11 protein-coding genes are annotated in these 12496 nt (G+C 70.0%); 4 read left to right on the forward strand and 7 right to left on the reverse strand.

What is annotated here, in order from left to right; all coding sequences use genetic code 11:
- Positions 1-84: 84 nt before the first annotated feature.
- Both ACFVH5_RS35325 and ACFVH5_RS35330 read right to left on the reverse strand, forming a co-directional pair.
- A complete protein-coding gene (locus tag ACFVH5_RS35325; RefSeq protein ID WP_385837793.1) occupies positions 85-579 on the reverse strand; it encodes an LURP-one-related/scramblase family protein in 495 nt (164 codons plus the stop codon).
- Positions 580-581: 2 nt separating this feature from the next.
- A complete protein-coding gene (locus ACFVH5_RS35330; RefSeq protein WP_385837772.1) occupies positions 582-1565 on the reverse strand; it encodes a GlxA family transcriptional regulator in 984 nt (327 codons plus the stop codon).
- A gap of 53 nt (positions 1566-1618) precedes the next feature.
- On the opposite strand from ACFVH5_RS35330, the gene ACFVH5_RS35335 reads away from it, so the two are divergent.
- Positions 1619-2017 (forward strand): cupin domain-containing protein, encoded by a 399-nt coding sequence (locus ACFVH5_RS35335; protein ID WP_385837774.1) that lies wholly within the window; start codon positions 1619-1621, stop codon positions 2015-2017.
- 4 nt (positions 2018-2021) lie between these two features.
- On the opposite strand, the gene ACFVH5_RS35340 is transcribed toward ACFVH5_RS35335, so the two are convergent.
- From ACFVH5_RS35340 to ACFVH5_RS35355, 4 genes are all read right to left on the reverse strand, one after another.
- Positions 2022-2147, reverse strand: coding sequence for a DUF397 domain-containing protein (locus ACFVH5_RS35340; protein ID WP_385837775.1), 126 nt, complete (start codon positions 2145-2147; stop codon positions 2022-2024).
- A gap of 184 nt (positions 2148-2331) precedes the next feature.
- Positions 2332-2583 carry a DUF6458 family protein gene (locus ACFVH5_RS35345; RefSeq protein WP_385837776.1) on the reverse strand — a complete coding sequence of 84 codons (252 nt, stop codon included), beginning with the start codon at positions 2581-2583 and terminating at the stop codon, positions 2332-2334.
- Between the two features lie 167 nt (positions 2584-2750).
- Positions 2751-4049, reverse strand: coding sequence for a M18 family aminopeptidase (locus ACFVH5_RS35350; RefSeq protein WP_385837777.1), 1299 nt, complete (start codon positions 4047-4049; stop codon positions 2751-2753).
- Between the two features lie 248 nt (positions 4050-4297).
- Positions 4298-6124 carry an acyl-CoA dehydrogenase gene (locus tag ACFVH5_RS35355; RefSeq protein ID WP_385837779.1) on the reverse strand — a complete coding sequence of 609 codons (1827 nt, stop codon included), beginning with the start codon at positions 6122-6124 and terminating at the stop codon, positions 4298-4300.
- A 263-nt stretch (positions 6125-6387) separates the two neighbouring features.
- On the opposite strand from ACFVH5_RS35355, the gene ACFVH5_RS35360 reads away from it, so the two are divergent.
- Together ACFVH5_RS35360 and ACFVH5_RS35365 are read left to right on the forward strand one after the other, a co-directional pair.
- Positions 6388-6885, forward strand: a complete 498-nt coding sequence (locus ACFVH5_RS35360) for an SseB family protein (RefSeq protein ID WP_384803677.1) — start codon at positions 6388-6390, stop codon at positions 6883-6885.
- 338 nt (positions 6886-7223) lie between these two features.
- Positions 7224-8195, forward strand: coding sequence for a pirin family protein (locus tag ACFVH5_RS35365; RefSeq protein WP_385837780.1), 972 nt, complete (start codon positions 7224-7226; stop codon positions 8193-8195).
- A 62-nt stretch (positions 8196-8257) separates the two neighbouring features.
- Here ACFVH5_RS35365 and ACFVH5_RS35370 read toward each other — a convergent pair whose 3' ends face one another.
- Positions 8258-10429 carry a SpoIIE family protein phosphatase gene (locus ACFVH5_RS35370; RefSeq protein ID WP_385837781.1) on the reverse strand — a complete coding sequence of 724 codons (2172 nt, stop codon included), beginning with the start codon at positions 10427-10429 and terminating at the stop codon, positions 8258-8260.
- A gap of 142 nt (positions 10430-10571) precedes the next feature.
- Here ACFVH5_RS35370 and aspS point away from each other — a divergent pair, with 142 nt between their 5' ends.
- Positions 10572-12341 (forward strand): aspartate--tRNA ligase, encoded by a 1770-nt coding sequence (gene aspS / locus ACFVH5_RS35375; protein WP_385837782.1) that lies wholly within the window; start codon positions 10572-10574, stop codon positions 12339-12341.
- Positions 12342-12496: the final 155 nt, after the last annotated feature.

Here is a 12496-nt window from a genome sequence, read left to right on the forward strand (position 1 = left end):
GGCTGAAATGCTTTCAGCCCGTCCGGCGTTTGAGGACACAGTGACGGGACGGGTAGGGGCGGCGGGGGCGAGGGAAATTGCCTGTCAGTCCGAGTCGGATTCTCGTTCCGCCAAGTGGATCACGCACACCGCCACCGCGATCAACAGCGTCGGATCCGCGTCGTCGCGTACGACCTCCACGCCGTACGTCTCCCGCACCCGCAGCCAGCGGCGCGAGATCAGGGCCAGCAGTTCGCCGTCGTACTCGACGACGAACTCCCGGTCCAGGATCTTGCCGCTGACATCCAGCTCGGTACCGTCCGCGAGCGTGACGCGATAGTGGTTGCGCAGCAGCGACAGCCGCTTGCGCCGGATGGTCGCCAGCGGCTCGCCGTCCCGCTCGACGACCATCGTGTCCCGCAGCGCGAGCATCTTCTTGTGGATGTCGATCAGCACGCGCCCCTGCCGGTCCTTCAGCTCGAAGGTGTCCCGCAGTCGCATCGCCTTGCCGTCGACGAGGAAGGCCTTGCGGCCCTGCTCGTCCTCGATCCAGTAGTCGTCACCGAAGCCCAGGAGCCGGTCGCGTACGAGGAATCTCATGTTCATAGCGCTTCCCCGGCAGAGGGGCCGAAACGCCGGCGGTAGGCCGTCGGGCTGAGTCCCGTCTCGCGGCGCAGCCGTACGCGCAGGTTGGCGGCGGTGCCGAGGCCGCTGCGGTGGGCCACGACGTCGAGGCGTTCCTCGCCGCCTTCGATGAGCCGGCAGGCCAGTGCCACGCGCTCGCCGGTCAGCCAGGCCAGCGGGGTCGTACCGAGCTGGGCGCGGAAACGGCGGTGCAGCGTGGCCGGGCTGACCGCCGCGTGCGCCGCGAGGTCCGGAACCGTGAGGGGCTCACCGATCCGTTCCGCCGCCCAGGCGAGCAGCGGCGCCAGGGATTCGTCCGGGACGTCGGGGAGCGGTCGTTCGATGAACTGCCGCTGTCCGCCGTCGCGGTGGGCGGCGAAGACCAGGCGCCGGGACACGGCGTTCGCGATCTCGGCGCCGTGGTCGCGCCGGACGATGTACAGCCCGAGGTCGAGGGCCGCCGCGCTGCCCGCCGCCGTCAGCACGTCTCCCTCGTCCACGAACAGGACGTCCGGCTCCAGGAGGACCTTCGGGTGCAGTTCCCGGAAGAGGTCGGCCCAGCGCCAGTGGGTGGTGGCCCGGCGCCCGTCCAGGATTCCGGCTTCGGCGAGCGCGAAACTCCCCGTGCACAGGCTCACGACGCGGGCGCCCCGCGCGTGGGTGCGCCGGACGGCGTCGAGGACGGCTTCCCCGCGCGGTACGACGTTGTCGGGGCGGCCGGGGACGACGAGGGTGTCCGCGCTGTCCACCGCTTCGAGCCCGGGTACGCCGCTCAGCGTGAAGAAGCCGTGGTTCATCCGGATGCCGGGGGTGGGCGTGCACAGCGTCAGCTCGTACAGGGGGGCCTGGAGGCCGAGTTCGGGGCGGGGCAGCCCGAACAGCTCGGTCGCGACCCCGACCTCGAAGGGGTTGGTGCCCTCGTCGACGATCACGGCCACGCGGTGCGAGGATCCATGCGGCATGTGCGATTTCTAGCACTCGCCCGAGCCGTGCGCCATCGTCGACGATGACCGGTATGAGCGCACTCACGGAACCTGTTGCCCTGTCCGCCGCCCTGGCCTCGTTCACCGAGCGGTGGAGTCCTCGTATCGTCACCGCCGTCAACGACTACGACGTCCGCGTCGCCAAGGTCGACGGTGAACACCTCTGGCACGTTCACGACCACACCGACGAGTTCTTCCTGGTCCTGGACGGCGAACTCCACATCGCGCTGCGCGAGGCGGCCGGCGAGCGCACGGTCGTCCTGCCCAAGGGCAGTGTCTTCACGGTCCCGCGCGGCACGGAGCACAAGCCGTACGCGCCCGTACCGACCGAGATCCTCCTCCTCGAACCGACCGGAACGTCCACGGTCGGGGACCGCCACGACGAGGTGCCGGCCCATGTGGACGCGACGACGGGCCACGCACTGAACTGAGCCGTCACCGACGCTTCACCGCCGCGAGCAGGGCGTTGAGGGCGGTGGGGGTGGTGGATATCTCCAGGCAGTCCTTGTCCTCACCGCTTCCGGAGAACGACGGCTTCTGCCAGGGGAGGTCGGGAGACATAGGGCGCCTTCTGGAGTTCCTGGGTGATACGTCGGACGACGGTGAGGGCGAGGGCGGAGCGGGAGCCGATCGGCCCACCGCTCCGACCCGGACGCACCGCGGCGACCTGAGTCACCTCGGTCGACGCGAAGTCGCCTCAGGTGACGGACATCAGGTGACGCGTATCAGGTGGCGCGTACGCCGGTCAGCCGCCGTAACCGTCGCTGTAGCCGCTGTGGTTGTGATGACGCTGGTCGTCGATCACCGTCGTGGTCGGCGGCGCCATCACGGCCCGCCGGCGCCTGGCGATGCTGCTGAAGGTCGCCACACCGATCAGGCCGACGATCATGAAGATGACGCCGACCAGGTCGAGGTTGACCCCCTGCATGTCCCAGTCGGTCGCGAAGGTGAGGATCGCCCCTGCGGCGATCAGAATGATGCATCCGCCCAGGCCCATGGATGTCGCCTCCTGTTGCGCACGGTCTCGTGCCGGGCCCGGAGACCGTACGGCCCCGGGCCCAGTGCGGGTACCCGGAGGCGGCCCCTCCATGCAGCGGCGGACGACTCGCGGTCAAGCGGCCCGTGGGCCGATTCGCCGACCGGACCAGCCAGTTGGGGAATCCGCTAGCCCTCCAGGAACGCCACCAGCGCGTTCGCCAGGAGGAACGGGTCGTCCGCGCCGCACAGTTCGCGGGCGCTGTGCATCGACAGGATGGCCACGCCGATGTCGACCGTCTTGATGCCGTGGCGGGCCGCGGTGATGGGCCCGATCGTCGTGCCGCAGGGCATGGAGTTGTTGGAGACGAAGGTCTGGAAGGGCACTCCGGCCTTGTCGCAGGCGGTGGCGAAGACCGCGCGGCCCGAACCGTCCGTGGCGTAGCGGTTGTTGACGTTCACCTTGAGGATCGGGCCCTTGCCCGCGCGCGGGTGGTGCGTCGGGTCGTGCCGCTCCGCGTAGTTCGGGTGCACGGCGTGGCCCGTGTCGGAGGAGAGACAGACGGAGCCCGCGAAGGCGCGCGCCCGGTCCTCGTACGAGCCGCCGCGCGCGAAGACCGAACGTTCCAGCACGCCGCCGAGCAGCGGCCCGTCCGCGCCCGTGTCGGACTGCGAGCCGTTCTCCTCGTGGTCGAACGCCGCGAGGACCGGGATGTACGGCAGGGCCTCCTCGGAGGTGGCCACGGCCGCCAGCGCCGTCGTACCGGCGTGCACGGACAGCAGGTTGTCCATGCGCGGGCCCGCGACGAGGTCCTTGTCGCGGCCCAGGTAGGCGGGGGGTTCGATCGAGTGGACCATCAGGTCCCAGCCGATGGTCTCGCCCTCGGGGATGCCGGCCTCCTGCTCCAGGAAGCGGATCAGATCGCCGTCGTGCACGTCGTCGCCGAGGCCCCAGACGGGCTGCAGATGCCGCTGCTTGTCGAGCTTGAGGCCCTCGGCGGTGACGGAACGGTCCAGGTGGATGGCGAGCTGCGGCACCCGCAGCAGCGCGCGGTCGACGTTCACGAGCCGTGTCGAACCGTCCCGCAGCGACAGCCGTCCGGCCAGTCCGAGGTCGCGGTCCAGCCAGGAGTTGAGCAGCGGACCGCCGTAGACCTCGACCGCGATCTGTCTCCAGCCGTGCCCGCCGTTGTCGGGGCGCGGCTTCACCCGCAGGTTGGGGGAGTCGGTGTGCGCCCCGACGATGCGGAAGGGGGTGTGCGGCTCGGCGCCCTCCGGCACGTACCAGGCCACGATCGCGCCGCCGCGCAGCACGTACTTCCCGCCGGTGGTCCCGTCCCACGCGTCGGTCTCCGCGACCTGGCGGAAGCCGGCCTTCTCCAACCGCTCGGCGGCGTTCGCCACCGCGTGGTACGGGGACGGGCTCGCCGCCAGGAAGGACATGAGGTCGTCGGTGTGTCCGCGGTCGAAGCGGGGGGGTGTGCGCATGGGTTCACCTTAACGACGGACGAGGGCCCGCTCCCGGGGATGGGAACGGGCCCTCCGGTGGGGAAGGGGTGGGGGTTCGCTGTCGGGTGCGGGCCGGTGGGGGGCGGCCGCGCAGTTCCCCGCGCCCCTGGAGAAGGGAGGCGGGGGCTGCGCCCCGCCTCCCTTCTCCAGCCTGTCCGGCGTTTGAGGACGAGCGCGTTCAGCGCGATGCGGGGGTCCGGGGGCGGCAGCCCCGAGGTGGGTCCCGGTCAGAACGCGGACTCGTCCAGGTCCATCAGGTCCAGCTCCACCGCCTCGGCGAGCTTGCGCGCGCCCGTGACGCCCGGCAGGACGTTCGCGGCGAAGAAGGTGGCCGCCGCGATCTTCCCGGTGTAGAACGCCCGGTCCTTCGCCGAGGCCGTCTCCAGCTTCTCGGCGGCGACGGCCGCGCCCTTCAGGAGCAGGTAGCCGACGACGACGTCACCGGAGGCCATCAGCAGGCGGGTGGTGTTCAGCCCGACCTTGTAGATGTTCTTGACGTCCTGCTCGGTCGCCGCGAGGTCCGTGAGCATCAGGCCGACGATGGCCTCCAGCTCGACGGCCGCCTTGGCGAGGTGCTCACGCGCGCCGGACAGCTCCTCGCCGCCGGTGCCGAGCGCCAGGAACTTCTTGATGTCCTCGGCGAGCGAGTTCAGCGCCGCGCCCTGGTTGCGGACGATCTTCCGGAAGAAGAAGTCCTGGCCCTGGATCGCGGTCGTGCCCTCGTACAGCGTGTCGATCTTCGCGTCGCGGATGTACTGCTCGATCGGGTACTCCTGGAGGAACCCGGAGCCGCCGAAGGTCTGCAGCGACTGGGCGAGCTGCTCGTAGCCCTTCTCGGAGCCGTAGCCCTTCACGATCGGCAGGAGCAGGTCGTTGAGCGCTTCGAGGGCGCCGGCGTCCTCGCCCTCGGCCTCCTTGACCTGGATCTCGTCCTGGATCGCGGCGGTGTGCAGCACCAGCGCGCGCATGCCCTCCGCGTACGCCTTCTGCGTCATCAGCGAGCGGCGCACGTCCGGGTGGTGCGTGATGGTGACCTTGGGCGCGGTCTTGTCCATGAACTGCGCGAGGTCGGGGCCCTGGACGCGCTCCTTGGCGTACTCCAGCGCGTTCAGGTAGCCCGTGGAGAGCGTGGAGATCGCCTTCGTGCCGACCATCATGCGGGCGAACTCGATGATGCGGAACATCTGGCGGATGCCGTCGTGCTTGTCGCCGATGAGCCAGCCCTTGGCGGGGTGGCGGTCGCCGAACGTCATCTCGCAGGTGTTGGAGGCCTTGAGGCCCATCTTGTGCTCGACGTTCGTGGCGTACACGCCGTTGCGCGCGCCCAGCTCGCCGGTCTCGAAGTCGAACTCGAACTTCGGTACGAGGAAGAGGGACAGGCCCTTGGTGCCGGGTCCGGCGCCCTCCGGCCGGGCGAGGACGTAGTGGAGGATGTTCTCCTCCATGTCGTGCTCACCGGACGTGATGAAGCGCTTGACGCCCTCGATGTGCCAGGAGCCGTCCTCCTGCTGGACCGCCTTGGTGCGGCCGGCGCCGACGTCCGAGCCGGCGTCCGGCTCGGTGAGCACCATGGTGGAGCCCCAGTGCTTGTCGACGGCGATCTTCGCGATGTGCTTCTGTACCTCGTTGCCCTCTTCGAAGAGGATGCCCGCGAAGGCGGGGCCCGAGCAGTACATCCAGACCGCGGGGTTCGCGCCGAGGATCAGTTCCGCGTACGCCCAGATCAGGGAGCGGGGCGCGGTGGTGCCGCCGATCTCCTCGGGCAGGCCCAGCCGCCAGTACTCGGCGTCCATGAACGCCTTGTAGGACTTCTTGAAGGACGCCGGGACGGGCGCCGTGTTGGTCTCCGGGTCGAAGACCGGGGGGTTGCGGTCGGCGTCCGCGAAGGACTCCGCCAGCTCGTTCTCGGAGAGGCGGGTCAGTTCTTCGAGGATGCTCTTGGCGGTCTCGGTGTCCATCTCCGCGAACGGGCCGGTGCCGTACAGCTTGTCGCGCCCGAGCACCTCGAAGAGGTTGAACTCGATGTCGCGGAGATTCGACTTGTAGTGCCCCATGGCGACGGCTCCGTTAAGGGATCGGGGAGGTGGTGATTCCTCGTACCTGGTTCGGGCTACGTGGTGCGAGTCTGGTGCGCATCTGGTTCACGTACCAACTAGTAGCTACGATGATGCTACCCGTCGGTAATAAGAAGCAACCCCTGTTTGCCCAAGTGTGAGCAGGGTCTACATTCGGCTGCGACCCGACGGGCCCGCCACCTGTTCGAGGAAATCCGCCAGTGACGACCTTGGGCCCGCGTACCGTCGGTACTCTTGCCCCCATGTACGGCTACGACCAGAACGTGGGACCGGGGCAGCAGCAGTACGCGCAGCCCCAGCCGCCGCCGCAGCAGCAGATGCCCGGTGGGGTCGGCGGGGTCGGCGGGTACGGCCAGCAGCCGCCGCTCTACCCGGAGCCGTCGCCGCCGTCGCTCGCGGACGCGGTGCGCGCGTTCACCACGGGGTCGCTGACCCCCGAGGACTTCCAGCAGGTCTTCGCCACGTCCAAGGTCTACTGCCCGCGCGGCGACAATCCCGGCTTCCTGGCGCTGCACAACACGCAGCAGCCCGTCATCCCGATGTTCACCTCGCTCAAGGAGCTGCGCCGGTACGCCGGCAAGGAGTCCAAGTACTTCGTGATCACCGGAGCCGAGGTGATCGACCTGCTTCCCACCGGCTACGGCTTCGTCCTGGACATGGAGGGCGAGCACCGCATCGTCTTCGACGCGAAGGCGGTCGAGCAGATGGTGGACTTCGCGATGCGCCGCATGTACGGCTGACGCTCCGCGGGCGCGGGCGGGCCCGGGGCGGCTCGGGTGCGTGGTGAGCCGCGCCCCGGTGGGGGTGGGGGCTGCGGAGCGTGCGGGTCCGCGGGTGCGTCGTGGTCGCTCGCGCAGTTCCCCGCGCCCCCAAAGGCAGAAGCAGAGGCGCAGCCCCGCTTTTGAGGGGCGCGGGGAACTGCGCGAACGGCCCCCACCGGCCCGCAGTCGACCACGCACCCGGCATCACCCCTGGCACCACCCCTGACGCTCGGAGGGAATTCCCTCCGAGCGTTCCGTGTTCCTGGTGGCAAGAAGTTCTACATTCAACTAAACTCCGAGCACAAGGAGGTACCGACATGCCTGCAGTGACCGTCGAGAACCCGCTGACCCTGCCCCGTGTGGCGGCATCGGCAGAGGCCGTCGCCCGTCCCGTGCTCACCGTGACCACCGCACCGAGCGGTTTCGAGGGTGAGGGCTTCCCGGTTCGGCGCGCGTTCGCCGGGATCAACTACCGCCATCTGGACCCGTTCATCATGATGGACCAGATGGGTGAGGTGGAGTACGCGCCGGGAGAGCCGAAGGGCACCCCCTGGCACCCCCACCGCGGCTTCGAGACCGTGACCTACATCATCGACGGCGTCTTCGACCACCAGGACTCCAACGGTGGCGGCGGCACGATCACCAACGGTGACACCCAGTGGATGACGGCGGGCTCGGGCCTGCTGCACATCGAGGCCCCGCCGGAGTCGCTCGTCGTGTCGGGCGGCCTCTTCCACGGGCTCCAGCTGTGGGTGAACCTGCCGGCCAAGGACAAGATGATGGCGCCGCGCTACCAGGACATCCGCGGTGGCTCGGTCCAGCTCCTCAGCACCGCCGACGGCGGCGCGCTCCTGCGGGTCATCGCCGGTGAGCTGGACGGTCACGAGGGTCCGGGCATCACGCACACGCCGATCACCATGGTCCACGCGACCGTGGCGCCCGGCGCCGAACTGACCCTCCCGTGGCGCGAGGACTTCAACGCCCTCGCGTACGTGATGGCCGGCCGCGGCAGTGTCGGAGCCGAGCGTCGTCCGGTCCACACGGGCCAGACGACCGTCTTCGGCGAGGGTTCCTCCCTCACCGTCCGCGCGGACGAGAAGCAGGACGCGAACACTCCGGACCTGGAGGTCGTCATCCTGGGCGGCCGGCCGATCCGTGAGCCGATGGCCCACTACGGCCCGTTCGTGATGAACACCCGTGACGAGCTCCAGCAGGCCTTCGAGGACTTCCAGAAGGGCCGCCTGGGCACGGTTCCGGCCGTGCACGGCATGTCGGAGGGCGGGCTCTAGGGCTCACCGAGCGGCGTAGAACGAGAGGGGCCCCGTCCGGTTCGCGGACGGGGCCCCTCTCGTCATGCGCCGCCCGTCTCCACGCCGGTTCCGGCCCCGGTCCCCTCCTCGTACAGCTCGAACCAGATGCTCTTGCCCTCGCCCCGCGGGTCGACGCCCCACGCGTCGGCGAGCAGTTCGGTGAGGACCAGGCCCCGGCCTGACGACGCCAGCTCGCCCGGGTGGCGCCGGTGGGGGAGGTCGTCGCTGCCGTCCGTCACCTGGATGCGTATCCGGCGGGTGCCCGCCGCGCCCGTCATCTCGGCGACGAGCAGCGCGTCCGCGTCCGTGTGGACGAGTACGTTCGTGACCATCTCGGAGACCAGCAGGACCGCCGAGTGGACCTGGTCGACGGAGGGCCAGTCGTGCAGGAACTCCCGCAGCTGCTGCCGCGCCAGCGCGACCTTCTGCGGCTCGGCCTGCGCGACGGTCAGCATGGTGCGCCGTACGGTCGGGCGCACGGTCGTCGTGGTGTCCGGATCGCAGCCCTCCTCCCCCGCCCGGCACAGCAGCAGCACCGCGATGTCGTCCTCGCGGCGGTCCGCCAGCGGGCCCGTCGTGTGATGCGAGGACGGCCCGTGCACGGCCCTGACCAGCGCGTCGGCGAGCGCCTCCATGTCACCGTCGTGGCTCTCCAGGATCTTGCGGATCCTGAGCCAGCCGGTCTCCAGGTCGTGGCCGCCGGTCTCGATCAGCCCGTCCGTGCAGATCAGCATCGTCTCGCCGGGCTCCAGCACGAGCCGCGTCGTCGGATAGTCGGCGTCCGGGTCGATGCCGAGCGGCAGCCCGCCCGCGGTGGGCCGGGTCAGCACGGTCCCGTCCGCCATGCGTATCGCCGGGTCCGGATGCCCGGCCCTGGCTATCTCCAGCACGCCGCTCTCCGGGTCCACCTCCACGTACAGACAGGTCGCGAAGCGCAGGTCCGCGATCTCGTCGTCGGAGGTGATCCCGTACAGGAAGCGTGAGGCGCGGGAGAGGACCGCGTCCGGGCGGTGCCCCTCCGAGGCGTACGCGCGCAGCGCGATCCGGAGCTGGCCCATCAGTCCCGCCGCGCGTACGTCGTGGCCCTGGACGTCGCCGATGACCAGCGCGAATCGGCCGCCCCCGGGGCTGGTCCGCGAGGTGCCGCCGGGCAGCGGGATCATGTCGTACCAGTCGCCGCCCACCTGGAGCCCGCCGCCCGTGGGTACGTACCGGGCGGCGACGCTCATGCCGGGGATCTTCGGTCCCAGGGTGGGCAGCATCGAACGCTGGAGGCCGTCGGTGAGCTCCCGCTCGGACTCGGCGACCCCGGCCCGTGAGAGGGCCTGCGCCAGCATCCGCGCCACCGTCGTCAGCACGGACCGCTCGTCGGGCGTGAAGGTGACCGGATACGTGAAGGCCGCCATCCACGCGCCCATCGTGCGCCCCGCCACCGTGAGCGGCAGAAACGCCCAGGACTCCCGGCCGAAGCCCTCGGCGAGCGGCCAGGCGGCCGGGAAACGGCCGCGGTAGTCGTCCGGTGAGGACAGATAGACCGCGCGACCGGTGCGGACGACCTCCGCGGCCGGATAGTCCGTCTCCAGCGGCATGTGCGAGAACGGCTCCTCGTCGCCCGGCTGCTGCCCGAAGTGGCCGATGACGGTGAGCCGGTCGGCCTCCGCGCCGAAGACCGCGAGCCCGTCCGGAGAGAAACCGGGCATCGACAGACCGGCCGCGACCCGCAGCACCTCCTCCGTGTTCCGCGCCTCGGCCAGCGCACGTCCCGCGTCCAGCAGGAACGCCTCGCGCGAGCGCCGCCAGTCACCCGTCACGGGCGAACGCGCCGCAGCGCCCGGCGGCGGCTCGGTGACCTCCTGGAGGGTGCCGATCAGCTGGTACGCCCCGGTGTTCGGGTCGATCGAGGGCTTCGAACGGCTGCGTACGGTACGGAGTACGCGGCCCTGGTCGTCCATGACCCGCAGGCGCAGCTCGGCGAGCGTTCCCTCGGCCGCGGCGAGCTGGACGACGCCGTTGACCTCGTTCCAGTCGACGGGGTGGAAACGGGCCCGTATCCCTGCCTCTGTCAGCACGGTCGGTTGTGCGAGCAGGCCGAGAAGCCGGGAGGCCTCGGCGTCGAGAGTGACCTTCCCGGCGGCGTCGTCCCACCTCCACAGGCCGGTGGCGAGGGTGACGAGGACATCCCCCACGGACGGAAGGGGATCACCTGTGCGCATTGACCCACTGTATGAACAGGTGAACGAAGGGTGCCACTGCGGCCCTGCGAACTATTGCGGACGGCGATCACGGGGCGGCCGGTACGCTTGCACGTGTTTCACGTGAAACATGTCCCCGACCGCGAAGACTGGATGAACGACGATGCATCGGTACAGGTCCCACACCTGCGGCGAGCTCCGCGCCTCTGACGTCGGCAGCGACGTCCGGCTGAGCGGCTGGCTGCACAATCGGCGCGACCTGGGCGGCATCCTCTTCATCGATCTGCGCGACCACTACGGCATCACGCAGCTCGTCGCCCGCCCCGGCACCCCCGCGTACGAGGCTCTCGACAAGGTCTCCAAGGAGTCCACGGTCCGGGTCGACGGCAAGGTCGTCTCCCGCGGCGCGGAGAACGTGAACGCGGAGCTGCCGACCGGTGAGATCGAGGTCGAGGTGAGCGAGGTCGAGCTGCTCGGCGCCGCCGCCCCGCTGCCCTTCACGATCAACACCGAGGACGGGGTGAACGAGGAGCGGCGCCTGGAGTACCGCTTCCTCGACCTGCGCCGCGAGCGCATGCACCGCAACATCCTGCTGCGCACGTCGGTCATCTCCGCCATCCGGCACAAGATGACGACGCTGGGCTTCAACGAGATGGCGACGCCGATCCTCAGCGCCACCTCCCCCGAGGGCGCGCGTGACTTCGTCGTCCCGTCCCGTCTGAACCCGGGCCGCTTCTACGCCCTGCCCCAGGCCCCGCAGCAGTTCAAGCAGCTGCTGATGATCTCGGGCTTCGACCGGTACTTCCAGATCGCGCCCTGTTTCCGCGACGAGGACGCCCGCGCCGACCGTTCGCCGGGCGAGTTCTACCAGCTCGACGTGGAGATGTCCTTCGTCGAACAGGAGGACGTCTTCCAGCCGATCGAGAAGCTCATGACCGAGCTGTTCCAGGAGTTCGGCAACGGCCGGAACGTCACCTCCCCCTTCCCGCGGATCCCGTTCCGCGAGTCGATGCTGAAGTACGGCTCCGACAAGCCGGACCTGCGGGCCCAGCTGGAGCTCGTCGACATCACCGACATCTTCGAGGGCTCGGAGTTCAAGGCCTTCGCGGGCAAGCACGTACGGGCCCTGCCGGTGCCGGACGTGGCCGCGCAGTCCCGCAAGTTCTTCGACCAGCTCGGTGACTACGCGGTCTCGCAGGGCGCGAAGGGCCTCGCCTGGGTGCGGGTGGCCGAGGACGGCTCGCTGACGGGCCCGATCGCCAAGTTCCTGACCGAGGAGAACGTCGCCGAGCTGACGAAGCGCCTGTCGCTCGCCGCCGGCCACGCCGTGTTCTTCGGCGCGGGCGACTTCGACGAGGTCTCCAAGATCATGGGCGCGGTGCGCGTCGAGACCGCCAAGCGCGCCGGGCACTTCGAAGAGGGCGTCTTCCGCTTCTGCTGGATCGTCGACTTCCCGATGTACGAGAAGGACGAGGAGAGCGGGAAGATCGACTTCTCGCACAACCCGTTCTCGATGCCGCAGGGCGGTCTGGAGGCCCTGGAGACCCAGGACCCGCTGGACATCCTGGGCTGGCAGTACGACATCGTCTGCAACGGTGTCGAGCTGTCCTCCGGCGCCATCCGGAACCACGAGCCGGAGATCATGCTCAAGGCCTTCGAGATCGCGGGCTACGACCGGGACACCGTCGAGGAGCAGTTCGCGGGCATGCTGCGCGCGTTCCGCTTCGGCGCCCCTCCGCACGGGGGCATCGCCCCGGGCGTCGACCGCATCGTCATGCTCCTCGCCGACGAGCCGAACATCCGGGAGACCATCGCGTTCCCGCTGAACGGCAACGCGCAGGACCTGATGATGGGTGCGCCCACCGAGCTGGACGAGACGCGGCTGCGTGAGCTGCACCTCTCGGTACGCAAGCCGGTGAACCCGGCGAAGTAGGGCCTGTCCGTAGGGCCAGGCCGACCGACGTCACGCATGTGTGGGGCGGTGGCCCCCCCGCGCGCGGGGGGCCCCCCCCCCCGCCCCGGACCCCCCCGGGCCCGCCGCCCGGGCCGGGGGGGGGGGAAAAAACTCCCCCGCAGGCGCGGGGGGCG

Source organism: Streptomyces sp. NPDC127119 (genome assembly GCF_042677425.1).
Classification (GTDB): domain Bacteria; phylum Actinomycetota; class Actinomycetes; order Streptomycetales; family Streptomycetaceae; genus Streptomyces.

What these genes read in the sequence shown, in the direction of transcription:
- ACFVH5_RS35350 (WP_385837777.1), bottom strand. Translation starts at nt 4,049, where the DNA reads ATGCGCACACCCCCCCGCTTCGACCGCGGACACACCGACGACCTCATG.
- ACFVH5_RS35330 (WP_385837772.1), bottom strand. Translation starts at nt 1,565, where the DNA reads ATGCCGCATGGATCCTCGCACCGCGTGGCCGTGATCGTCGACGAGGGC.
- ACFVH5_RS35360 (WP_384803677.1), top strand. Translation starts at nt 6,388, where the DNA reads ATGTACGGCTACGACCAGAACGTGGGACCGGGGCAGCAGCAGTACGCG.
- aspS (WP_385837782.1), top strand. Translation starts at nt 10,572, where the DNA reads ATGCATCGGTACAGGTCCCACACCTGCGGCGAGCTCCGCGCCTCTGAC.
- ACFVH5_RS35335 (WP_385837774.1), top strand. Translation starts at nt 1,619, where the DNA reads ATGAGCGCACTCACGGAACCTGTTGCCCTGTCCGCCGCCCTGGCCTCG.
- ACFVH5_RS35325 (WP_385837793.1), bottom strand. Translation starts at nt 579, where the DNA reads ATGAGATTCCTCGTACGCGACCGGCTCCTGGGCTTCGGTGACGACTAC.
- ACFVH5_RS35345 (WP_385837776.1), bottom strand. Translation starts at nt 2,583, where the DNA reads ATGGGCCTGGGCGGATGCATCATTCTGATCGCCGCAGGGGCGATCCTC.
- ACFVH5_RS35355 (WP_385837779.1), bottom strand. Translation starts at nt 6,124, where the DNA reads ATGGGGCACTACAAGTCGAATCTCCGCGACATCGAGTTCAACCTCTTC.
- ACFVH5_RS35370 (WP_385837781.1), bottom strand. Translation starts at nt 10,429, where the DNA reads ATGCGCACAGGTGATCCCCTTCCGTCCGTGGGGGATGTCCTCGTCACC.
- ACFVH5_RS35365 (WP_385837780.1), top strand. Translation starts at nt 7,224, where the DNA reads ATGCCTGCAGTGACCGTCGAGAACCCGCTGACCCTGCCCCGTGTGGCG.
- ACFVH5_RS35340 (WP_385837775.1), bottom strand. Translation starts at nt 2,147, where the DNA reads ATGTCTCCCGACCTCCCCTGGCAGAAGCCGTCGTTCTCCGGAAGCGGT.